We start from the raw sequence: 22249 nt of genomic DNA, 5'->3' as shown, positions 1-22249 counted from the left end.
GCCTACCTGTGCACGCTTCCTTGGGCGGGGCAGGGCATTGACTGGCGCGGTCTGCCGTGTCGGTCGCTCGGGTTGGACGGTGTCTCAGATGATGAGGCGGTGCAGTGGGCCAGAGAGACGCCTTTGGGGAGCCACCGTCACGTCCTGGTGATCGACTCTGCGTCTGAGCCTGGCGTCATCTGTTCCTTCGAGGATGCGGTTCGTGACTTTGAGCTGCTGTCGAACCGTCCAGAGCTCTACATGTGCGGAATAGACCTGTTGGACAGACGGCCTGAACCGACATTTGAGCACTTCATCGAGCGTCGCTCGTTCATGACTCTCAACGCGAAGCTGTAAGGCAACCCAGGGGCGCCTAGGCCGTGTCCGATGGGTCGAGTGACGCTGCCGCTGGAAACTCGTTCCTTGGGACATGGGGCGGGGAGATCTTTCGGATGAGGAGTGGGCTCGGCTGGAGCCGCACTTGCCGACGAATCGTGGACGGGGCGGACGTTGGCGATGCCACCGTCGTGTGATCAACGGGATTCTGTTCCGGCAGCGGACCGGTCTCCCGTGGCGGGACCTGACTCCCTGCTTCGGTAGTTGGAAGACGGTCCACGACCGTCATCGAAGGTGGTCGGCGGACGGCACCTGGGAGAGGACTTTGCGGGCCGTCCAGGCGGACGCAGATGCCGAGGACCGGATCGACTGGAGCATGGTCAGCGTTGATTCCACGACCTGCCGCGCTCATCAGCACGCGGCCGGCGCCTCCACTCGTGCCCCGAAGATCCCAGGTCGGCGCAGGACCCCGGTGCGGCACCGTTCCGACGAGGCCCTGGGCCGCTCGCGAGGCGGGTTCACAACCAAGATCCACCTTGTCGGAGAAGGCGGGCGCCGCCCGCTCGGGTTTGTCATCACGCCCGGCCAGTGGGGGGACGCACCGCAGATGATTCCCGTCCTGGAAGAGATCCGCGTGCCCCGACAGGCTGGTGGACGACCGCGCACCCGGCCCGACCATGTTGGGGGAGATAAAGCCTATTCGTCGCGCCGCAACCGGCGTCACCTGCGCAGACGCCAGATCAAGCACACCATCCCCGAGCCGAGAGACCAGCGGGCCAACCGCCGGCGCCGCGGCAGCCAGGGCGGCAGACCCACAGGGTTCGACAAGACGATCTACCGCCGCCGCAACGAAGTCGAGCGGACCATCAACCGGCTCAAGAACTTCCGAGCCATCGCCACGCGCTTCGACAAACGGGCGTACGTCTTCCATGGAACCGTCACCGTGGCGGCGATCCGCCTGTGGCTCCGTTCGGAGTGAAGGGCCCCGGTCAGAGGTCCTTGGCATCCGGGTAGTGGCGGCGAAGTTCGCTGAGTACGCGCTCGTCGACAGCCCTGACGTCCCACGAGGAGCTGTCGAATTCGGTCAGGACGAGCACCAACTCGTCCCCGGCGAACCCCCGCGCTTCGGCATCGATGAACTGAAGGAACGGGGTCGTCAGCGACAGCAGTGTCAATGTGTCCATACCGGCGTCGGCGGACCGTTTCTCCATCTCGACACAGCGAGGATCTACGATCTCGTCGAATTCGACGCGCCAGGTCAGGTCCAGGCCGAAGCTGCCGAGGCGAACCAGTAGCTCAGCCAAGGTCACGTAGCGCTTTCCGTGCCAGGCAGGAAACGTGATCCCCTTCATCCCCGCCTCTGCTTCGGCTGTATCGCGTGACATGTGACCCCCTTCGTTCAGCGAACACTAGGCCACAGCCCTGATCAGCTCACACGACCCATCGGACACGACCTAGCCCGCAACTCCCATCCCGCCGGCCGTCGGCCCACACGTATGTGGTGCTGGTGGCTATACGACACGCTCATCAGCCACGGTGATACCGGCACCGACGCGGAGCGACCACACCGGCCCCCGCCGCATCGCGGCAGCAGCTGCTCCCCGCCCGCCCCTTCCCGGTGGTGCGGTCGCCTCACGCTCCCGCCATCCGTGACGGCGGGGGTACGGTCCCCGCCCTCCTCAGGCCCGGCAGTCGGTCGGCCATGCGCAAGAGGCCACCCCTCCCTCGCCGCTAGCCGTCTTTTGGCCGCCCGTCCTGGCCGCAGTCGGCAGCGCTCGTGGCTACGCATGCCATGTGACGGTTGCCGTGCTTGAAGGCCTGGTTCTGCTGCCCGTCAACCCGGGCTATCAGGCGTGCGTGCCGCCGGGCGGGGCCGCCGCTGGCGAAGACAGTGGCGGCCCCGCCGTAAAGGCGGCGCGCTCCCGCGCCGTGCGCGGGTCTTGATGAAGTAGGGAAAGTCTTATCCCGCTGGGAGCAGCCGCTTGCCGTCGTGGCTTCGTACACGGGGGCCGTTGCCGTCCAGGAGCCGGATTGCGTAGACCTCGGCCATGGGGTCGCGACCTCGTCAGGAGGCGGCTGGCGATCCGCTTGATGTGCGCTCGGTGCCGCCGGAAGGCTTGCAATGGAAGGACGACCGGCGGGAAGCCATGAGGCCCGTATGCATCGGCTGCTCAGGAATAGGCGCCCTGCCCCGTCTGCGAGTGACCGCCTGCGTTGATGTCAGCGGTCAGATGTCAAAGGCCCCGGACCAAGATCGGTCCGGGGCCTTTGCGCTGGTGCCCCCGGCAGGATTCGAACCTGCGACACCCGCTTTAGGAGAGCGGTGCTCTATCCCCTGAGCTACGAAGGCGGACGGTGTGCCCCGTGAAGGGCACAGGCGTCAGGGTACCGGATCCGGTCGGGGTGGGGTCAGGTGATCGGGACGTGGGTGAAGCGGGAGGCGGCGTGGAGGTCCGCTTCGATGGCCTGGGCCGTTGCGTGGAGGGCCGGGAGGATCGTGCGGGCGCACTCCTCGGGGGTGTGGCGTGCCGCGTGCATGGCCACGCCCGCCGCGGCCACCCGGGTGCCCGTGCGGGCGTCGTGGATCGGGACGGCGAGGGTGCGCAGGCCCGCCTCCCGTGTGTCGTCCAGCAGGGCGTGGTCCCGGTCGGGGGAGAGGAGTACCCGGCCCAGTGCCGTGTCCGCAGCCGGGGCGCGGGTGCCCGGGGGGATCGTCACGCTCATCACGCGGTGGGCCGTGGCCTCCGCCGTGTGGACGATCTCCTCGCGGTCGGCGGACAGGGCCGCCAGGGTCGTGGATTCCTGGAGGCGGTCCGTGAGGTCCGTCAGGTGGGGGACTGCCAGGCGGGGGAGCGTCGTCCGGGAGAGCGGGGGGAAGCCCAGGGACAGGACCCGGGGAGTGAGGGCGTACGTGCGCTCGTCGGGGCGGGCCACCAAGCCCAGGTGCTCGTACGTGATCAGTGCTCGGCGTGCCGTCGCCCGGGCCAGGCCCGTCGCCTTGGCGACCTCCGTCAGCGTCAGGCGGGCCCGGCCCTCGCCGAACGCCGTCAGGACCGTCAGGCCACGGGCCAGCGACTCCACGAAGTCCCGGCCCAGTTCACGCTTGGAGCCGCCCGTCCAGGCCGCCAGCGCGGAGGGCGGCGGGGCCGGTGCCGCGGCGGGGGCCCTTCTCAGTTCGCGTTCCATCGTCGCCACCGTCCGCCGCAGCCTCGGCAGCAGCGCCTCGCGCAGCTCCGCCGCCGGGTGGCGGCTCGTGTGGCTCACCACGCTGGCCACGCAGGCGATCCGGTGCGTTCCGGGCTCCCGTACGGGGACCGACAGCGCCACCAGTCCCGGTTCGATCAACTGGTCGTCCAGCGCCCAGCCGTCCTCCCGGGCCCGCGCCACCCGATGGGCGAACTCCTCGTCCCCGTACGGCCGTTCCCTCGGCGGTACGGCCGAGAAGGCCCTGTTCTCCGGGTCCCGCGCCCTGCGTGCGCGCCAGCCGCGCCACTCCTCCTGCGTCCACTCCATGGCGAACAGGGGTCCTGGGGCGGTGCGTTCGGCGGGGAGGAGGTCGCCGATGCGGAAGCTCAGGGACATCGCGCGGCGGCGGGTGGCCTGGTGGATGAAGCGGATGCCGTCGGCGTCGGGCACGGCGAGGGAGACCGACTCGTCCAGTTCGTCGGCCAGCGCGTCGGCGTGGGCCGCGAGGAGGGCGGGCAGGCGCAGGGACGCCAGGTAGGCGTTGCCGAGGTCCATCAGGCGGGGGGCGAGGATCACGTCCCGGCCGTCGAGACGGACGTACCCCATGCGGGCGAGGGTGGAGGTGATGCGGTCGACCGTGGAACGGGCGAGGCCCGTGGCGCGCTCGAGCCCGCTCGGGCTCATCGTCCCGCCGGCCTCCGTCAGCTCCCGCAGCACCGAGACCCCCCGGATCAGCGGCGCGACCGCCTCGGCCGGCACAGCGGCCTCGTCGACGGCGGTCGTGGTGTGTACGGGCATCAGCTCTCCGGTACGGCGGTCTCGGCACGCCTACCGTAATCGCCCCGCGTTCCGTAACCCCCTCGCCCCGCGTCCCGTAACCCCCTCACCCCCGAGTAACCCGCACCACATGATCCCCCGACAGCTTCGCCGCCACCGTGATCCGGATGCCGTGCTGGGCGTCCCTGAAGTCCTCGCCGGGGCGGAAGGGGGCGTCCGAGAGTTCCGCGTGGACGTTCGGGCTGCGGGTGCAGCCGCCGCTGTCCCGGGCGCTGTCGAAGACCCGTACCGGGCCCTGGCCGGTGTCCACGTCCGCGTCGACCTTGTAGATCAGTACCCCCGGCCGGCAGACCGCCTCGTCGTTGCCGCCGCGGGTGCGCAGTTCGACGGCGTATCCGGTACGGCCGTCCAGCGGGACGAAGACCAGCTTCGGGCCGCCGGTGCGGGCCAGCGGGGTCAGCCGGTACTCCGTCGTGCCCGGCGCCGTGGCGCAGCTGATCTGGTCCGTGTCCAGCCAGCCGAGCTTCCATTTGTGCCAGCCGAGCAGGTCGTTGTTGGCGCCCCAGTCCTCGCTCATGATGTCCCAGTGGCCGACCGCGCCCCCGCCTTCCTGGGTGTAGAGGTCGGGCAGGCCGAAGACATGGCCGTTCTCGTGGGGGAGGACGCGGTACCCGGTGCGGTGGTAGGTGCCGGAGCCGTCGTCCTGGCGGGAGTAGACGAAGGAGGCGTTCGCGACGGGGACGCCGTCGGCGACCGGGGCCTCGGTGTTGCCGGCGAAGGTGACCGACAGGACCGTGTCCAGGGCGGAGGGGCCCGCGTTCGGGGTGACCAGGACGTTCACGAAGTCGTAGCGGCGGAAGTCCACCTTCGGGTCGGCCACGGCCACGATGTCCTGGACCAGCTCCCGGTAGCCGGGGTCGAAGGGGGCGCCGCGTTCTATGCCGTACTCGGCGAAGGGCTTCGGCATGCGCAGCCAGCCGGGTATCGGGGTCTCGGCCCGGTAGTCGAGGCGGCCGTAGGAACTGGTGCGGAACCAGTCGCGGGTCTGCGGGAAGAACTCGCGGAAGCGGTCCTGGGCGCGGCCCTGGCCGCGGGCGTCGGAGAAGTCGACCATCAGGGTCAGGGCGCGGACGGTGCCGGTGGAGCGGGAGTAGCCGCCGGGGGTGGGGACGCCTTCGGACATCTGGACCGAGGGGCTGCCGCTGATCATGCAGGGGCCGAGCGCGGAGGCGCGGGACAGGGAGACGGGGCCGGCCTTGGCCGTCGTACCGCCCGCCGAGAGGTGTCCGGACCCGGCCGAGGTGCTGATCGCGAAGGTCAGCGCGGTCACGGAGGCGAGGGCCGCTGCCCGGCGGGGGCGTATCCGACGGTTGGACGGCTGCATGCAGGTGCCCTTCGTCCGCGGCAGCCGCCGGACCGGCTGCACCCTTGCGATCACCCTCGGCCGAGGGGAGCGCGGGCGCGCGCTGGATGAGCCCGAACGTGGCATCCGACGGAGATGTGACTCAGGTCACAGGAAATCTCTCCGAGGGCGGGAAATAACCGGGGATCGTTTCCCCGTTTAGACCTGTGTCCGCGCGAAACGGGGAGAGCTTCCCCGGATCGCATCACAGCAGCAACACAAGCCACTCAGGAGTGCGCCGTGCAGACCGCAGCCCCCGCGCAGCACAAGGTGACCCGGCCGCGCGCCGACGCCCTGCGCAACCGGGAGCGGATCGTCACCGCCGCCCGGGAGATGTTCGTCGAGCACGGTCCGGATGTGCCGCTCGACGACATCGCCCGCCGGGCCGGCGTCGGCAATGCCACGGTGTACCGCAACTTCCCGGACCGCGACGCGCTCGTCCGCGAGGTGGTCTGCTCCGTCATGGACCGCACCGTGGCGGCGGCCGAGATCGCGCTCGCCGAGAGCGGCGACGCCTTCGAGGCCCTGGAGCGCTTCGTGCACACGTCCGCCGACGAGCGGATCAGCGCACTGTGCCCGATGATCTCCAGCACCTTCGACCAGAACCATCCGGACCTGGAAGCCGCGCGCGAGCGCAGTGAGCAGGTCATCGAGGCGGTGATGGAGCGCGCCCGGGCGGCCGGGCAGCTCCGTACGGACGTCGGTGTCGGGGACCTGATGGTCGCCGTGGCCCAGCTCAGCAGGCCCCCGGCGGGCACGGGCTGCATGGACGTCGACCGCTTCGTCCACCGCCACCTCCAGCTCTTCCTGGACGGACTGCGGGCCCCGGCCCGGTCCGTCCTGCCCGGCACGGCCGTGACTCTGGAGGACCTGCGCCAAGCCGATTAGTCCAGCACGCGACGCCAGTCCCTCTCTGCATCTCTGTCTCATCACGCTTCTTTATTCACACTCTTTCCGTCTCGAAGTCCCGAAGTGGGTACCTCCATGTCTCAAGCGGCCGTAAAGGCTCCAACCGTCCCTGATGCCAACCGCTGGAAAGCGCTCGTCTTCATCGCGCTCGCCCAGCTGATGGTCGTCCTCGACGCCACCATCGTGAACATCGCGCTGCCCTCCGCCCAGCAGGACCTCGGCATATCCGACGGCAACCGGCAGTGGGTCGTCACCGCCTACGCCCTCGCCTTCGGCGGTCTGCTGCTCTTCGGCGGCCGCATCGCCGACCTGTGGGGCCGCAAGCGCGCCTTCGTCGTCGGTCTCGCCGGCTTCGCCGTGGCCTCCGCGCTCGGTGGCGCCGCCACCAACGAGGCCATGATGTTCGGCGCCCGCGCCCTCCAGGGTGTCTTCGGCGCCCTCCTCGCGCCCGCCGCCCTCTCCCTGCTCGCCGTGATGTTCACGGACGGCAAGGAGCGCGCCAAGGCGTTCGGCATCTACGGCGCCATCGCCGGTGCCGGCGGTGCCGTCGGCCTGATCCTCGGCGGCTTCCTCACCGAGTACCTGGACTGGCGCTGGACGTTCTTCGTGAACATCCCGTTCGCCGTGGTCGCCGCGGCCGGTGCCTGGTTCGTCATCCGTGAGCCCGAGGGCGCCCGCAACCGCAACCCGCTCGACATCCCCGGCGTCCTGCTGTCCACCCTGGGCCTGGTCGCGCTGGTCTACGGCTTCACCCGCGCCGAGTCCGAGGGCTGGGGCGACGCGGTGACGGTCGGCATGTTCGTCGCCTCCGTCGTCCTGCTGGTCGCGTTCGTCATCACCGAGGCCAAGGTCAAGGCCCCGCTGCTGCCGCTGCGCGTGATCACCGACCGCAACCGCGGCGGGATCTACCTCTCGCTGGGCCTCGCCATCATCGGCATGTTCGGTCTGTTCCTGTTCCTGACCTACTACCTGCAGATCGTGCAGGGCTACTCGCCGGTCAAGACCGGCTTCGCCTTCCTGCCGATGATCGTGGGCATGATCACGGGTTCGACCCAGATCGGCACCCGGCTGATGACCCGGGTCGCGCCGCGGCTGCTGATGGGCCCCGGCTTCCTGCTCGCCGCGGTCGGCATGCTGATGCTGACCCAGCTGGAGGTCGACTCCTCCTACACCGCCCTGCTGCTCCCGGCGATGCTGCTGCTCGGTCTCGGCATGGGTACGGCGTTCATGCCGGCCATGTCCCTGGCCACCATGGGCGTCAAGCCGCAGGACTCCGGTGTCGCCTCCGCGATGGTCAACACCTCCCAGCAGGTGGGCGGCGCGATCGGTACGGCGCTGCTGAACACGATCGCCGCCTCGGCCACCACCACCTACGTCGCCGACCACATCGGCGGCGCCGCCACCCGGTCCCAGCAGCAGCTGGTCCAGCTGGAGGCGATGGTCGAGGGCTACACCACCGCGATCTGGGCGGCCGTCGGCATCCTGGTCGCCGCCGCGGTGATCGCCTTCACCTTCGTCAACGCCGGCAAGCCGGGCACCGGCCCGGTGGCCTCGTCCGAGGACGGCGCCGAGGAGGAACTGCCGGTGCCGGTCGTCGCCCACTGACGACCGACCCCTTCGGGACGACCGACCCGTACGGACGGGGAAGGGGACGCCCCAGACGTACGACCCAGGATCTGCCCTGGTTTCGCTGAGTGAGCGGCTCAGCGGAGCCAGGGCAGGTCCGCACCCGCTTCATCGGGCTCCAGTCCCTCGGCGACGATCCGCATGATCTCGCCGAGGGACTTCTGCTGTTCCGGGGTCAGCCGGTCGAAGAGCGCGCCCCGCACGGCGGCCACATGGCCCGGCGCGGTCCGCCGCAGCACCGCGAGCCCCTCGTCGGTCAGCACCGCGAACTGGCCGCGCTTGTCCGAGGGACAGTCCTCGCGGCGCACCCAGCCGTTCTTCTCCAGCCGCGCGACGGCGTGGGAGAGCCGGGAGCGGGTGATCTTCGCGTACATCGCCAGCTCGGTCATCCGCAGCCGCCGCCCGGGGGAGTCGGCGAGCTTGACGAGCAGTCCGTAGTAGATGTGCGGCATGCCCGCGTCGCGCTGGAGCTGACGGTCCAGGTGATCCTCCAGCAGCGTGGTGGCCTGGACGTACGAGCGCCAGACGCACTGCTCCTCGTCGGTGAGCCAGCGGGGCGCTTCGGCGGAGGCGGGTGCGGCTGTGGAGTCGGAGGCGGGTGCAGGTGCCGAGTCAGGTGTGGGGTCGGGTGCGGATGCCGTGTTCATGGCTCCACTCTACGAGCCGTCTTCTTGAAACTTAAAACAACTCGCTCTACCCTGGCGGTAGATTTAGAATTCAAGTAATCGCCCGGAGGAGCCGCCGCCATGTCCGCCGCCATCCAGGAACGCATGCCCGCGCTCTACCTCAGCCACGGCGCCCCGCCCCTCGCGGACGACCCCGTCTGGCCCGGCGAACTCGCGGCCTGGTCCGCGGCCCTGCCCCGCCCCAAGGCGATCCTCATGGTCTCCGCCCACTGGGAGGAGGCCCCGCTCGCCCTCGGCGCGGTGCGGCCCGTCCCCCTCGTGTACGACTTCTGGGGCTTCCCCGAGCACTACTACCGGGTGACCTACGACGCGCCCGGCGCCCCCGCCCTGGCCGAGTCCGTACGCAGACTGCTGCGCGCCCCCGGCATGCCCGTGCAGGACATCCCCGACCGCGGCCTCGACCACGGCGCCTACGTCCCGCTGGTGGAGATGTACCCGGCCGCCGACATCCCCGTCCTGCAGATCTCCATGCCGACCCTCGACCCGGCCCGGCTCATGGAGATCGGCCGGAAACTGGCGCCGCTGCGCGACGAGGGCGTCCTCATCGTCGGCTCCGGCTTCTTCACCCACAACCTCGCCGCGCTCCGCCAGAGCGGCACCCCCGGCTGGTCGGCGGAGTTCGACGACTGGGGCCGGCGGGCGCTGGAGAGCCAGGACTGGGACGCGCTGCTGGACTTCCTCCACAAGTCCCCGGCCGGGCGGTACGCCCATCCGCGCACCGAGCACTTCGCCCCGCTGTTCGTGACCATGGGCGCGGCCGGGGCCGGGGACGAGCCGGCCGCGCCGAAGTCGGTGATCGACGGGTTTTGGATGGGACTGGCGAAGCGGTCGGTGCAGTTCGGCTGAGGCCGGGCCCGGGACGACCCGCTCTGCGGGCCTACAGGGCCTTCTCGTACCAGGCCACGTCCCAGTACCGGCCGAACTTGCGGCCCACCTCGCGGTACGTGCCGACGTGCTGGAAGCCGAAGCGCTCGTGCAGCCGGGTGGAGGCCTCGTTCGGCTGGGCGATGCCCGCGTAGGCGCGGTGCAGGTCCTCGCCGGCCAGGGCCTCGAAGAGGGCCTCGTAGAGCAGGGTGCCGATGCCCCGGCGTCCGGCGTCCGGGGCGAGGTAGACCGTGACCTCCACGGAGGTGGCGTACGCGGGCTTCGGCCGGTAGGGGCTGGATGTGGCGTAGCCCAGGATCCGCTGTGAGTTGCCCGTGGGATCTCCCTCCACGGCAACCATCAGGCGATACGGCCCGTCTTCAGGGTGGGAGAGCAGCCAGGGGCGGCGCTCTTCCGGAGTGAAGACCGCCGTGTCGAAGGTGATCGGCGTGTGCCGTACGTAGTGGTTGTAGATGTCCGTGAGGTCCCCGAGGTCACCCTCGACTCCCGGCCTGACCTGCACCTCTGTACGTACCGTCACCACCACTCCTCCCTGTGTGGCCGGACAGGGTACTGCATGATCAGAAAAATAGGAGGACTGGGTGGGAATTCTGTCCTGATTCCAGTCGTTGTTTCCATCGGAAGCAGGGCACCCGAGCAGAGTGCCGGGCAACCAAGGACCACCCGCCAGCCCACCATCGCAAGGGAGCTCGCATGGCAACCCGTGCCGTCGCCCGTCGTCAGTCCGCCACCGGCGGGACGACCGATGCGGCAAACAGTGTTCGCGCCCGTGGCGGCGAGATCGCCGATCGCGACCTGGTCGGCATGTACCTCGACGAGATCGCGCGCACACCGCTGCTCGACGCCGCCAAGGAGGTCGAGCTGTCTCAGATCATCGAGGCGGGTGTGTTCGCGCAGCAGGTCCTCGACGGGTACGAGGAGTCCAAGGCGGACGCCAGCCGTGAGGAGCTGGAGGCGCTGGTCGCCGAGGGGGAGCGTGCCAAGGATGTCTTCATCCGCTCCAACCTCCGCCTGGTCGTCGCCGTCGCCCGCCGCTACCCGCGCAGCGGACTGCCGCTGCTGGACCTGATCCAGGAGGGCAACGCCGGCCTGGTGCGCGCGGTCGAGAAGTTCGACTACCGCAAGGGCTTCAAGTTCTCGACGTACGCCACCTGGTGGATCCGTCAGGCGATCACCCGCTCGATAGCCGACCAGTCCCGCACCATCCGGCTCCCCGTCCACCTGGTGGAGGAGCTCGGCCGGATCCGGCGCGTGCAGCGCGAGTTCAACCGCGAGCACGGCCGGGACCCGGAGCCCACCGAGATCGCCGCCGAGCTCGCCTCCACCCCGGAGCGCGTCACGGACGTCCTCGACTGGGCCCGCGACCCGGTGTCGCTGAACATGCCGGTGGACGACCAGGGCGAGACCCAGTTCGGCGACCTGCTGGAGGACACCTCCGCGGTGTCGCCCGAGCAGTCGGTGCTGACGCTGCTGCGCAGCGAGGAACTGGACGACCTGATCGGCCGCCTCGACCAGCGCACGGCCTCCATCATCAAGATGCGGTACGGCATCGAGGACGGCCGCGAGCGCACCCTGACCGAGGTCGGCAAGGAGCACGGTCTGACGCGCGAGCGCATCCGGCAGATCGAGAAGCACGCGCTGCTCGAGCTGAAGAAGCTGGCCCGGGACACCGGGTTCGACGCCGCCGCCTGACCCGAAGCGCGACTCCGGGGGCGTGCGAACGCCCCCGGCGCGTACGCCCGGTGGCGAAAGACCGCGCAAACATGGCGTTGTAACGCCGCTTCAACCCCCAGGACCCTGGGAACAACCTTTCAGGGTCCAGGAGTTCGGTCCCCGCGATCCCCCCTCGCGGGCCCTCCTGAACCACAGTCCCGCCGCTATACCCCCCCGGCGCCGGGACTCTCCCAAGCCGGACCTCGGCGCCCTCCCCCCCCTGGGCACCGGGGTCCGGCTCTTTTCCGGGACGGGCCCAGGTCGGCGAGGCAGGGCATGCTGGAAGGCAGGCCACCCCGTACCTGAACCCCGGGGTGGCCCGCCGAATGGCAGATTGTGTCACAGAGGCATAGCCTGCCGAACGTGAGCAGCCCCACCCCAGCACCAGCACCACACTCCGCCGTCCCCCTCTCCCTGACGGAGCGGCGCAAGGCGGAGACCCGGATGCAGATCGCCCGAGCCGCGGCCGCCCTGTTCGTCAGGCAGGGCCTGCGCGCCACCCGCGCCGAGGACATCGCCCAGTCCGCCGGTATCGCCCCGCGCACGTTCTACCGGTATTTCGCCACCAAGGAAGAGGCCGTCGCCCCCCTCTACGCGGCGGGCGCCGAGCGCTGGGCACAGGCGGTACGAATGGCGCCCGCCGAGCTGTCCGTGCCCGAGGCACTGGAACACGCGGTGCGGCACACGCTGACGCCGGGGGTGGGAGTCTCGGCGTCGTCCTGGGAATGGGTGCGCACCCTGATCCGGCTCGCCGACGCCAGCCCCGCGCTGGGCAAGGTGTGGGCGGAGGTCTGTCACGCCTCCGAGCGGACGCTTGCGGAGGCGCTGGGGGAGCGGCTGGGCTCTGACGGCGTGGACAACGTTGCCGGTCCTCCCACCGAGCTGCGGTTCGCGGCTGCCGTGGCAGCGGCGGCCGTGCGGGTCGCCGTGGAGTCCTGGGCGGCGGGGGAGGCGCGGCCGGGGGGAGCCGAGGGGCCGGGAGCCCTGGCCCTGCGGCATCTCGCGGTGCTGCGGGACTTTCCCTGGGGGGAAGTGGTGGGGCGCGGGTGAGTCCGGCGGGGCGGGGGTGGCCGTAGCGGCGGTGTGCTTGTGCTTCGGGGGCGTGGCCGCCGTAGCCGCTGGCTGGTGGTTCAGGCCGTCGCCGTAGCCGCCGGCTCGTGGTTCAGGCCTTTGCCGCTCTGCTCAGTCGGCCGCCCAGCTCGCGTACGCAGCGCACCAGTTCCTCCGGTTCGTGCACCGTGAACTCGCAGTCGGCCATCGCCAGCCGCACCGCCATCCACTCCACCGCGTCGCCGGTCGTGGCCCGCAGGCGGCAGCTGGTGTCGTCGACCGGCTCGGGGGTGCCGAGCCACTGCGGCAGGCGGGCCGCGATGTGGTGGGCGGGGGCGGCGAAGGTGACCGAGAACTCGTAGGTCTCCTGACGGCGGTACATGGACTGGCGCAGGTACTCGGCGGCACTGCCTGTCGGCAGCTCCCGTGGTGTGAAGCGGGCGCCCGTCGCGAAGGGTTCGCTGACCCGGTCGACGCGGAAGGTCCGCCAGTCGTCGCGGTCGAGGTCGTAGGCGACGAGGTACCAGCGGCGGCCGGTGGAGACGAGGCGGTAGGGCTCGGTGACCCGGCGGGACTCCGTGCCGTCGCCCGCCCGGTAGGCGAACCGCAGCCGCTCCTGGCCGGCCACCGTCGAGGCCATCACCGTCAGGGTCTCCGGGGCGATGGACGCGCCGTCGCCGCTGGTCAGCGGGGTGGTCGCGGCCTGGAGGGTGGAGACGCGGTGCCGGAGCCGGCTGGGCAGGACCTGCTCCAGCTTGGCGAGCGCCCGTACGGACGCCTCGTCGACGCCCTCCACCGCGTGCCCGGCACCGGCCCGCAGGCCGACCGCGATGGCCACCGCCTCCTCGTCGTCGAGGACGAGCGGCGGCATCGCCTTGCCCGCGACGAGCCGGTAGCCGCCCTCGGCGCCCTTGGTCGCCTGCACCGGATAGCCGAGTTCGCGCAGCCGGTCGATGTCCCGCCGGACGGTGCGCCGGGAGACCCCGAGCCGGTCGGAGAGCTCGCCGCCGGGCCATTCGCGGGGTGTCTGGAGGAGGGAGAGGAGCTGCAGGAGCCGGGCCGGGGTGTCTGTCGTCATGCACCTGAGAATGCCGCAGAACTAGGACACGATCTGACCTATTGGAGGTCTAACTTCTTCCACATGACCCAAGAGACGACACCCGTCGGAGACAAGCGGCGCTGGTTCGCCCTGGCGATCGTGATGACCGCCGCGTTCATGGACCTCGTCGACGTCACGATCGTCAACATCGCGATCCCGTCGATCCAGCACAACGCCGGTGCCACCGAGAGCCAGATCCAGTGGATAACGGCCGGGTACGCCCTCGCCTTCGCCGCGGGCCTGATCACCGGCGGCCGCCTCGGCGACATCTACGGCCGCAAGAGGCTGTTCCTCATCGGCATCGGCGGCTTCACCATCGCCTCCGCGCTGTGCGGCTTCGCCGCGAACCCGGAGATGCTGGTCGCCTCCCGCATCCTCCAGGGCGCGATGGCGGCGCTGATGGTGCCGCAGGTGCTGTCGATCGTGCACGCCACCTTCCCGGCGCACGAGCGCGGCAAGGTGTTCGGCCTGTTCGGGGCGGTCGTGGGGCTCGGCGCGGTCAGCGGTCCGCTGCTCGGCGCGCTGCTCACCGAGTGGAACCTCTTCGGTCTGGAGTGGCGCCCGATCTTCCTGATCAACCTGCCGGTCGGCATCGCGGGCCTGATCCTCGGCAGCCGCTACATCACCGAGTCCAAGGCGGCGAAGGCCCCCAGGCTCGACCTGGTCGGCGTGGGCCTGGTGACGCTCGGACTGCTGATGCTGCTCTACCCGCTGACCCGCGGCCGTGAGCTGGGCTGGCCGGTGTGGGGGTACGTGTCGATGGCCGGCTCGCTCGTCGTGCTCGGGGCACTGGTGGCCTTCGAGAAGCGGAAGACGGCACGGGACGGCTCCCCGCTGATCGAGCTGTCCCTGTTCAAGGTGAAGAGCTTCGCGGCCGGTATCGCCGTACAGACTGTCTTCGGTGTCGGGCTCGGCGTCTTCTTCCTGGTGTGGACGCTGTACATGCAGCTCGGTCTGGGCTGGGGCCCGATGAAGGCGGGGCTGACCGGGGTGCCGTTCTCGCTCGCGGTGTCGACGGCGGCGGGTCTGTCCGTGCAGAAGCTGGTGCCGCGCTTCGGGCGCAAGGTGCTCCAGGCGGGTGCGCTGGTGATGGGGCTGGGTGTCCTCGTCTACCTGTGGGAGTCCGAGCGGTACGGCCTCGGCATCGCGCCGTGGCAGATGGCGCTTCCGCTGGTCGTCATGGGTGTCGGCATGGGTCTGATCGTCGCTCCGCTGACGGACGCGATCCTCTCGGAGGTGCCGCGCGAGCACGCCGGTTCGGCGTCGGGGCTGCTCAACACGGTGCAGCAGATGGGCTATGCGCTGGGCCTCGGGCTGGTGTCGGTGGTGTTCTACGGCGTGATCGACGACCGGCTGGGTGCCGGGAGCGCCGCCGGACCGGCCTTCGTCGACGCGTTCCAGCACGCGCTGGGCTGGGTGGCCGTGGTGATGGCCGCGATCTTCCTGCTGATGTTCGCGCTGCCGCGGCGTCCCGCCCAGCATCTGGAGGGTACGGACGGCACGGAGGAGCCGGCAGGCGAGCGGGACGAGGTGAAGGAGCCGGTGTCCGTCGCCTGAACCGACGGTCGGTCCCGGGACGGGACGGATGCCCAAGGGCCCCGCGCTTCGGCGCGGGGCCCTTTCCCGTGCCCGGCGATGCCCGGGGCCCTGTCCGGTGCCCGTTCTCCAAGCCCGTTCATGCCTGAATCGTGCCCGAACCTGTTTACTTTCCCGAAATCAGGGCGTAGTGTCCGGCGAAACCACAGGTTCGGGCATTGGTCGGAGGCGAACGGACATGTACGCACCGGAGCGGCAGCAGGAGATCCTCCGGCTCGCCCGGGACGGCGGCCGGGTCGACGTGCTGTCGCTGGCCGAGGAGTTCCAGGTGACGGCGGAGACGATCCGCCGGGACCTGAAGGCGCTGGACCGGGCCGGGCTGGTGCGCCGGGTGCACGGCGGCGCCATCCCGGCAGGCCGCCTCGACTTCGAGCCGGACCTCGCCGAACGCGAGTCCACGGCCGCCGACGAGAAGGACCGCATCGCGAAGGCCGCCCTCGCCGAACTGCCGGCCGAGGGCACGGTGATCCTCGACGCCGGTACGACGGTCGCGCGGGTCGCGGGCGCCGTCCCGCTGGAGGCCTCGCTCACCGTCGTCACCCACAGCCTGCCGATCGCGGCCCGCCTCGCGGACCACCCCGGCATCCAGCTCCACCTCGTCGGGGGGCGCGTACGGCACCGTACGCGCGCCGCCGTGGACGCCTGGGCGCTGCGGGCGTACGGCGAGATCCGGGCCGACGTCCTCTTCGTGGCGGCCAACGGCTTCTCCGCCGGGCACGGTCTGACCACCCCCGACCTCGCCGAGGCCGCCGTGAAGCGCGCGGCGGTGGCGGCGGCCCGCCGGGTGGTGCTGCTCGCCGACTCCGCCAAGCACGGCCAGGAACACTTCGCCCGCTTCGGCGACCTGAGCGATGTGGACCTGCTGATCACCGACAGCGGGCTGAGCCCCGAAGACGCCGCCGCCATCGAGCGCGGCGGCACGGAAGTAGTGCGCGCATGATCCTCACCGTCACCCCCAACCCGTCCCTCGACCGCACCTACGAGGTCCCCTCCCTGGAGCGCGGCGAGGTCATCCGTGCCACCGGGGAACGCATGGACCCCGGCGGCAAGGGCGTGAACGTCTCGCGCGCCGTCGCCGCCGCCGGACGGCGCACGGTGGCGGTGCTGCCCCTGGGCGGCGCCCCGGGGGCGCTCGTCGCCCAGCTGCTGGCCGTTCAGGACATCGAGGTCACCGCCGTGCGGATCGCCGGAGCCACCCGCTCCAACATCGCGCTCGCGGAGACGGACGGGGTGCTCACGAAGATCAACGCGCCGGGTCCGGAGCTCACGGCAGCGGAGCAGGAGCTGTTGCTGGAGACGGTGCGGGAGCAGTCGCGGGACGCGGACTGGATCGCGTGCTGCGGCAGCCTGCCGCGGGGGCTCGCGCCGGAGTGGTACGCCGATGTCGTCGCGCGGGCGCACGCGGGAGGCGCGCGGATCGCGCTGGACACCTCGGGGCGGGCACTGCTGGAGGCGTTGCGGGAGCGGCCCGACGTGGTGAAGCCCAACGCCGAGGAGCTCGCGGAGGCCGTCGGGCGCCCCCTGTCCACGGTGGGCGACGCGGTGAAGGCGGCCGAGGAGCTGCGGGAGATGGGCGCGCGCGCCGTGCTCGCGAGCCTGGGTGCGGACGGACAGCTGCTGGTGGACGGCGCGGGCACCTGGTTCGGCAGTGCGCGCGTGGACGTGGTGCGCTCCAACGTCGGCGCCGGCGACTCCTCGCTCGCCGGCTTCCTGATCGCGGGCGGCAGCGGCCCGCAGGCGCTGGCCTCCGCCGTGGCGCACGGCGCCGCCGCCGTACAGCTGCCCGGCAGCGTGATGCCGTCACCGGACGACCTGGACACCTCGGCCGTCACGGTCACGGCCGACGTGCCGGTGGACCGGGTGCTGAAGGAGCCGGTGTCATGACGTACGCACCGCTCACGCCTCGTGCACCGGCTGCGGAGGGGGCCTCGTTACCGGCCCCGACCGCCTTCGCCTTCCCCCACTGCACCCCAGTCCCCACCCCCACTCTCGTCCCCACCCTCGCCCACCCCGTTTTCCGGGCGACACGCGTGCGAAGGAGCCCGCGATGAGCGACATGATCACCGCGGACCTGGTCGATCTCGACCTGTCCGCCGACACCAAGGAAGCGGCGGCACGTGCCCTCGCCGAGCGCATGGCCGCCCTGGGCCGGGTGACCGACCTCGACGGCTTCCTCGCCGACGTCGCCGCCCGCGAGGCGCAGATGCCGACCGGCCTCGACGGCGGCATCGGCATCCCGCACTGCCGCAGCGAGCACGTCACCGAGCCGACGCTCGCCTTCGGGCGCAGCGCGGCGGGCGTCGACTTCGGCGCGGCGGACGGTCGCGCGGACCTGATCTTCCTGATCGCGGCGCCGGCCGGCGCGGACGACGCCCATCTGACAATCCTGTCCTCCCTGGCGCGCCGGCTGATGAACGCCGACTTCACGGACGCCCTGCGGGCAGCGCGGGACGCGGGGTCGGCGGCGGCGCTGATCCGGGGGGACGCGGACGCGGTGCCGGTTCCGGAGGACGCGGGATCGGCGGCGCCGACCAGGGGCGGGGCGGGCGAGGCGCCGGGGGCGCACGCTGTCGCTGAGGGTGCCTCGGGGGGCGCCTCCGAGGGCGCGCGGGGCACGGGCGAAAGCGCAGGCGGCGCTGAAAGAGGCGTGAGCGGCACGGGCGGCGCGGACGTCGGCGTGAAGAGCGCAGGCGGCGCGGAGGGGAGTGCGAGCGGCGCGGCCGGGAGCGCATCCGGCGCGCAGAGCGGCGCCAAGGACTCCGCTGCGGTGCCGGTGGCGGCCTCCGCCGGCACCGCAGTGGGCAGCACGGGCCCGGCGGCAGCGGGGGCGGACGCCAAGAGCGTCACCGCTCCCGACGGGCCCCCCTTCCGGATCGTCGCCGTCACCTCCTGCCCGACCGGCATCGCGCACACCTACATGGCGGCCGAGTCCCTGGAGAACGCCGGGCGCGACGCGGGCGTCGAACTGGTCGTCGAGACCCAGGGCTCGGCCGGCTTCACCCGGCTCGACCCGGCGGTCATCGCGGCCGCGGACGGTGTGATCTTCGCGCACGACGTGCCCGTACGGGAGAAGGACCGCTTCGCGGGCAAGCCGACCGTCGACGTCGGTGTGAAGGCGGGCATCAACCGCCCCGCCGACCTCATCACCGAGGTCCGCGAGAAGGCGGCGCGCGGCGAGGTGAGCACCGGGGCGCCCGCGGGCGCGGGCACGCCGGTCGGACGCGCGGGTGAGCCCGGCGAGGGCTACGGCACCAAGCTGCGCACGTGGCTGATGACCGGCGTCAGCTACATGGTCCCGTTCGTCGCCGCGGGCGGTCTGCTGATCGCCCTGGGGTTCGCCATCGGCGGCTGGGAGATCAACAAGGCTCCCTCGGTCATGGAGCACTTCGACTGGACCCAGGTCGACAGCTGGGGCGCCCTGCTCTTCCAGATCGGCGCCGTCGCCTTCGGCTTCCTGGTCCCGGTCCTGGCCGGCTACATCGCGTACGGCATGGCGGACAGGCCGGGCCTGGTCCCCGGCTTCGTCGGCGGCGCGATCTCGCTCACGATCAACGCGGGCTTCCTCGGCGGCCTCGCAGCCGGCCTGATCGCCGGTGGCGTGGTGATGGCGATCCAGCGGGTGAGGATCCCGCCGGTGCTGCGCGGCATCATGCCGGTGGTGGTGATCCCGCTGATCTCCACGCTGATCGTCGGCTTCCTGATGTTCGTGGTGATCGGCAAGCCGATCGCCGAGGCCCAGCAGGCCATGACGGACTGGCTCGACGGTCTCTCCGGCACCAACGCCGTCCTCCTCGGCGTCCTGCTCGGCCTGATGATGTGCTTCGACCTCGGCGGCCCCGTCAACAAGGTCGCGTACGCCTTCGCCACGGCCGGTATCGCCGTCGCCGACCCCAGCGACTCCGCGATGCAGGTCATGGCCGCGGTGATGGCCGCCGGCATGGTGCCGCCGCTGGCGATGGCCCTGGCCACCACGGTCCGCGGCAAGCTCTTCACCCGGACCGAGCGCGAGAACGGCAAGGCCGCCTGGGTCCTCGGCGCCTCCTTCATCTCCGAGGGCGCCATCCCGTTCGCGGCGGCCGACCCGCTCCGCGTCATCCCGGCCTCCATGGCGGGCGGCGCGGTCACCGGAGCGCTGTCGATGGCCTTCGGCGCCACCCTGCGCGCCCCGCACGGCGGCATCTTCGTGGTCCCGCTGATCGGCAACCCACTGCTGTACCTGGTCGCCATCGCGGCGGGCGTCTGCGTCACCACCGCGCTGGTGGTCGCCCTGAAGGGCATGCGCAAGCCGGCCCCGGGCACGGGGCCCGCCGAGCCCGGCACGGCGGCCGCGACCCCGGAGTCCAAGCAGCCGGTGGCGGCCTGAGCACACCGAACCGCCCCTATTGGGAAGCTGTGAGTGGTTCACGGCACCTGCGAGATACGTCACGGTCCGGGGTCAAAGTCCCGGACCGTGGTGTGTACTGGGGCGCATGCCTGAGCACGTCTCGATCTTCCAACTGCTGGGCGTGGGCCTGCTCGTCCTGCTGACGGTCACCTGGGTGATCGGCCTCGCCCGCGTCCTGCGCGCCGTCCGCGCCGGCGCCGCCCCGTGGCCCACCGGTCCCACCGGTCCCGCCCTGCCCGCCCTCCCGCAGCAGCGGCAGGCGGCCCCGCACCTGGAGTCGGTACAGCTCACCCCGGCCGAACAGGACGCCTTCGCGGGCCTGGTACGCCGGCTCAGCGACGGACGCTGAACGCCCCGGTGCCCGCTACGACACCCGCGCCGCCCGGCGCTCCATCGCGTCCCGCGCCGCGTCCTCGCTGACGTACACCTCGCACATGTGCCGCCCGTCCGGCGTCGCCGTGTGCTCGACCTCCCACAGGGAGATCTCCCTGCCGTCGCGCAGCAGGAAGGCGTGCTCGTAGAGCGAGAAGCACAGTCCGGCGCGCCCCGCGCGGCACGGGCGTCCGAAAGCCTGCGTGATCTGGTGCGCGAACGCCGTGGTCAGCAGCGCGGCGGTCGCCGCGTCCGGCCGGTCGGTGTTCTCCGCGCGGCGCAGCAGCCGACGCGCGTGGTCGGCGGAGTCGTCCGGCACGTACGCGTGGCGCGGCGTGTGCACCGGCGACAGCTGCACCGTCACCGGCAGCTCGAAGTCCGGGGCGTCCGGCGGCAAGGGCAGCCGCGCGGTCGCGGCCCGCAGCTCCTCCTCGTCGGCGTACACCTCGTGCTGCGGCGCGCTGCCCCGCGCGGTGTTGTGGACGAGCTCCCACAGGGTGAGCGCCGAGCCGTCGGGGAGCAGCCAGGTATGGCGGTACGTCTCCCGGTGCCGGCCCGCGCTGTGGTGCGCGGAGTGCAGCGAACTGTCGTGCGCCAGCGCGCAGTCGAGCCGCCGCAGCACCTCGTCGGGCAGCTCGAACGAGTTCAGGGCACGGCCGAGCAGTCGCGCGAGGTGCTCCTCCGGAGACTCCGGCGACTCATGGGATTCGTACGCTGCCGTCTCGTACGGAACGCTCAAGGTCTCTCCCGGCGTTGCTGCATGTCACCTTGTGGGTGCATACCGTAGCCCCTCGGTCGGACATCATGTCCGGGAACCGAGAAAACGTACGCACGTAAAACGCCCGGGCCGCGCGGACGGTTCCCACGCGGCCCTACGAAGCGTCAGGAAGCCCTGCTCAGACGGCACTTCCGGCGGTCCACTCGCTCCACGGCATGTTCCATCCGTTGAGGCCGTTGTCCGGTGCCACCGACTTGTCGGGGGAGTTCTTCACGATCACCACATCGCCGAGGAGCGAGTTGTCGAAGAACCACTTCGCCGTCGTGTCGCTCTGCGCGCCCCGCACGTCCTGCAGTCCCACGCACCCATGGCTGGTGCCCTGCTGCCCGAAGGGCGGGTTGGCCTTGTTGTACCAGTAGTTGCCGTGCAGGAACGTCCCCGAGGTCGTCAGGCGCATCGCGTGCGGCACGTCCGGGATGTCGTAGGCGTCGGCGAGATTCACCGTCTGGCTGTTCATCCGCGTCTTCACGAGCTTCTCGGAGATCACCATCTGCCCGTTGTACGTCGGGAACTCCGCGCTGCCCGCCGATATCGGCACCGACTTGAGCGTCGTGCCGTCCCGCACGACCGTCATGGTCTGCGTGTCGACGTCCACGGTGGAGACCTGCGAGCGCCCGATGGTGAAGGTCACCGTCTTCTTCTGCACCCCCTGGACGCCGTTCGCGCCCTCCACCCCGTCCAGGTCGATCTTCAGGGTGACCTTGGAGCCGGCCTTCCAGTACTCCTCGGGCCGGAAGTCGAGCCGCCGCTCCCCGAACCAGTGGCCCACGACCTTCTGCCCGCTGCTCGACGTCACCGTGATCCCCGACTGCACGGCCTTCTTCTCGCTGATCGCCTTGTCGAAGGTGAACGACACCGGCATCCCGACGCCCACCGTCGTGCCGTCGTCCGGCGTGTACGTCCCGACGAAGCTCTTCTCCGGCGTGACCGTGGTGAACTCGGAACGGGCCGCCATGCTCTTGCCGTTCGCGTCCTTCGCCTTCGCCGATATCTCGTACGCGGTCCCGCGCTCCAGCTGCTCCTTCGGCTTCCAGCTCGCACCGTCCGCCGCTGTCGCCCCCGGCACGGCCTGCCCCGTCTCCGCCTCCGTCATCTTCACGTCGGTGAGTTCGCCGTTGCTGACCTTCACCCCGGTCGAGTTGATCGACGCGCCCGACGAGCCGTCCTTCGCCGAGATCACGATCCTCGCGGCCGACTTCCTGGCGGAGTCCCCGCCCTTGCCGTCCTCGTTCTTGGCGTTGGCGCTGCTGCTGCAGGCGGTGAGGCCGAGCGCGCCGACCATCAGGACGGCACAGGTCCCCAGTGCGCGCCGTGCTGCTTTGTCCGGCGTTGTCACAGGCTGCTCCAAGTTCGCGTGATGTGCGTGGTCTGATCCGGTGCGTGCAGAGAGAGGGAATCCGAGAGGGGTCGGGTTCCCTCCATCCGCGGTGAACGCCATCACGTGACAGAACCGCGACATACCCGGGCCGAG

The 22249-nt window shown here is 71.1% G+C and carries 20 protein-coding genes, 1 tRNA gene and 1 pseudogene; 12 read left to right on the top strand and 10 right to left on the bottom strand.

Translation table 11 applies throughout. From position 1 onward, the window contains the following. Together M8H82_RS26720 and M8H82_RS26715 are read left to right on the top strand one after the other, a co-directional pair. Positions 1 to 336, top strand: a 336-nt coding sequence (locus tag M8H82_RS26720; RefSeq protein ID WP_250077594.1) for a hypothetical protein, incomplete at its 5' end; no start/stop codon positions are given. Between the two features lie 73 nt (positions 337 to 409). Further along, the gene (locus tag M8H82_RS26715; RefSeq protein ID WP_250077593.1) at positions 410 to 1294 is read left to right on the top strand and encodes an IS5 family transposase; all 885 of its coding nucleotides are present in this window, start codon (positions 410 to 412) and stop codon (positions 1292 to 1294) included. 10 nt (positions 1295 to 1304) lie between these two features. Here M8H82_RS26715 and M8H82_RS26710 read toward each other — a convergent pair whose 3' ends face one another. The 5 genes and pseudogenes from M8H82_RS26710 to M8H82_RS26690 all read right to left on the bottom strand — a co-directional run bounded on the left by M8H82_RS26710 (position 1305) and on the right by M8H82_RS26690 (position 5662). Continuing rightward, positions 1305 to 1700, bottom strand: a complete 396-nt coding sequence (locus M8H82_RS26710) for a hypothetical protein (protein WP_250077592.1) — start codon at positions 1698 to 1700, stop codon at positions 1305 to 1307. A 575-nt stretch (positions 1701 to 2275) separates the two neighbouring features. Then, positions 2276 to 2443, bottom strand: a pseudogene (locus M8H82_RS26705) (NUDIX hydrolase); the annotation flags it as partial. Between the two features lie 146 nt (positions 2444 to 2589). Continuing rightward, positions 2590 to 2665: transfer RNA gene (locus tag M8H82_RS26700), tRNA-Arg, on the bottom strand. A 59-nt stretch (positions 2666 to 2724) separates the two neighbouring features. Further along, positions 2725 to 4299, bottom strand: coding sequence for a helix-turn-helix domain-containing protein (locus M8H82_RS26695; RefSeq protein ID WP_250077591.1), 1575 nt, complete (start codon positions 4297 to 4299; stop codon positions 2725 to 2727). Positions 4300 to 4384: 85 nt separating this feature from the next. Next, positions 4385 to 5662, bottom strand: coding sequence for a M6 family metalloprotease domain-containing protein (locus M8H82_RS26690; RefSeq protein ID WP_250077590.1), 1278 nt, complete (start codon positions 5660 to 5662; stop codon positions 4385 to 4387). Between the two features lie 258 nt (positions 5663 to 5920). Here M8H82_RS26690 and M8H82_RS26685 point away from each other — a divergent pair, with 258 nt between their 5' ends. Together M8H82_RS26685 and M8H82_RS26680 are read left to right on the top strand one after the other, a co-directional pair. Beyond that, the gene (locus tag M8H82_RS26685) at positions 5921 to 6568 is read left to right on the top strand and encodes a TetR/AcrR family transcriptional regulator (RefSeq protein ID WP_250077589.1); all 648 of its coding nucleotides are present in this window, start codon (positions 5921 to 5923) and stop codon (positions 6566 to 6568) included. A 96-nt stretch (positions 6569 to 6664) separates the two neighbouring features. Next, a complete protein-coding gene (locus M8H82_RS26680; RefSeq protein WP_250077588.1) occupies positions 6665 to 8194 on the top strand; it encodes an MFS transporter in 1530 nt (509 codons plus the stop codon). 98 nt (positions 8195 to 8292) lie between these two features. Here M8H82_RS26680 and M8H82_RS26675 read toward each other — a convergent pair whose 3' ends face one another. Then, positions 8293 to 8862, bottom strand: a complete 570-nt coding sequence (locus M8H82_RS26675; protein ID WP_250077587.1) for a MarR family winged helix-turn-helix transcriptional regulator — start codon at positions 8860 to 8862, stop codon at positions 8293 to 8295. 99 nt (positions 8863 to 8961) lie between these two features. Here M8H82_RS26675 and M8H82_RS26670 point away from each other — a divergent pair, with 99 nt between their 5' ends. Next, positions 8962 to 9747 carry a dioxygenase gene (locus tag M8H82_RS26670; protein WP_250077586.1) on the top strand — a complete coding sequence of 262 codons (786 nt, stop codon included), beginning with the start codon at positions 8962 to 8964 and terminating at the stop codon, positions 9745 to 9747. A 31-nt stretch (positions 9748 to 9778) separates the two neighbouring features. Here M8H82_RS26670 and M8H82_RS26665 read toward each other — a convergent pair whose 3' ends face one another. After that, the gene (locus M8H82_RS26665) at positions 9779 to 10309 is read right to left on the bottom strand and encodes a GNAT family N-acetyltransferase (protein ID WP_250077585.1); all 531 of its coding nucleotides are present in this window, start codon (positions 10307 to 10309) and stop codon (positions 9779 to 9781) included. Between the two features lie 170 nt (positions 10310 to 10479). On the opposite strand from M8H82_RS26665, the gene M8H82_RS26660 reads away from it, so the two are divergent. Together M8H82_RS26660 and M8H82_RS26655 are read left to right on the top strand one after the other, a co-directional pair. After that, the gene (locus M8H82_RS26660; protein WP_250077584.1) at positions 10480 to 11478 is read left to right on the top strand and encodes an RNA polymerase sigma factor RpoD/SigA; all 999 of its coding nucleotides are present in this window, start codon (positions 10480 to 10482) and stop codon (positions 11476 to 11478) included. A 465-nt stretch (positions 11479 to 11943) separates the two neighbouring features. Beyond that, on the top strand, positions 11944 to 12549 hold the full coding sequence (locus tag M8H82_RS26655; RefSeq protein ID WP_250077598.1) for a TetR family transcriptional regulator: 606 nt from the start codon (positions 11944 to 11946) through the stop codon (positions 12547 to 12549). A 112-nt stretch (positions 12550 to 12661) separates the two neighbouring features. Here the strand turns inward: M8H82_RS26655 and M8H82_RS26650 are convergent, their stop codons facing one another. Then, positions 12662 to 13627 carry a YafY family protein gene (locus tag M8H82_RS26650; protein ID WP_250077583.1) on the bottom strand — a complete coding sequence of 322 codons (966 nt, stop codon included), beginning with the start codon at positions 13625 to 13627 and terminating at the stop codon, positions 12662 to 12664. A 63-nt stretch (positions 13628 to 13690) separates the two neighbouring features. Here M8H82_RS26650 and M8H82_RS26645 point away from each other — a divergent pair, with 63 nt between their 5' ends. From M8H82_RS26645 to M8H82_RS26625, 5 genes are all read left to right on the top strand, one after another. Beyond that, positions 13691 to 15205, top strand: a complete 1515-nt coding sequence (locus M8H82_RS26645) for an MFS transporter (RefSeq protein WP_250077582.1) — start codon at positions 13691 to 13693, stop codon at positions 15203 to 15205. A 217-nt stretch (positions 15206 to 15422) separates the two neighbouring features. Continuing rightward, positions 15423 to 16184 (top strand): DeoR/GlpR family DNA-binding transcription regulator, encoded by a 762-nt coding sequence (locus tag M8H82_RS26640; RefSeq protein ID WP_250077581.1) that lies wholly within the window; start codon positions 15423 to 15425, stop codon positions 16182 to 16184. Next, positions 16181 to 17128: a 1-phosphofructokinase gene (pfkB, locus tag M8H82_RS26635; RefSeq protein ID WP_250077580.1), complete on the top strand. Its 948-nt coding sequence runs from the start codon at positions 16181 to 16183 to the stop codon at positions 17126 to 17128. The genes M8H82_RS26640 and pfkB overlap by 4 nt, the downstream gene beginning before the upstream one ends. A gap of 163 nt (positions 17129 to 17291) precedes the next feature. After that, the gene (locus M8H82_RS26630; protein ID WP_250077579.1) at positions 17292 to 19607 is read left to right on the top strand and encodes a fructose-specific PTS transporter subunit EIIC; all 2316 of its coding nucleotides are present in this window, start codon (positions 17292 to 17294) and stop codon (positions 19605 to 19607) included. A 106-nt stretch (positions 19608 to 19713) separates the two neighbouring features. Next, positions 19714 to 19977: a hypothetical protein gene (locus M8H82_RS26625; RefSeq protein WP_250077578.1), complete on the top strand. Its 264-nt coding sequence runs from the start codon at positions 19714 to 19716 to the stop codon at positions 19975 to 19977. A 15-nt stretch (positions 19978 to 19992) separates the two neighbouring features. Here the strand turns inward: M8H82_RS26625 and M8H82_RS26620 are convergent, their stop codons facing one another. Beyond that, positions 19993 to 20739 (bottom strand): DUF6227 family protein, encoded by a 747-nt coding sequence (locus M8H82_RS26620; protein WP_250077577.1) that lies wholly within the window; start codon positions 20737 to 20739, stop codon positions 19993 to 19995. A gap of 157 nt (positions 20740 to 20896) precedes the next feature. Then, positions 20897 to 22114, bottom strand: a complete 1218-nt coding sequence (locus M8H82_RS26615) for an Ig-like domain-containing protein (protein WP_250077576.1) — start codon at positions 22112 to 22114, stop codon at positions 20897 to 20899. Positions 22115 to 22249: the final 135 nt, after the last annotated feature.

It is taken from the genome of Streptomyces sp. YS415 (assembly GCF_023544665.1).
Lineage (GTDB): Bacteria > Actinomycetota > Actinomycetes > Streptomycetales > Streptomycetaceae > Streptomyces.
This window is presented reverse-complemented; position numbering and strand designations above follow the sequence as displayed.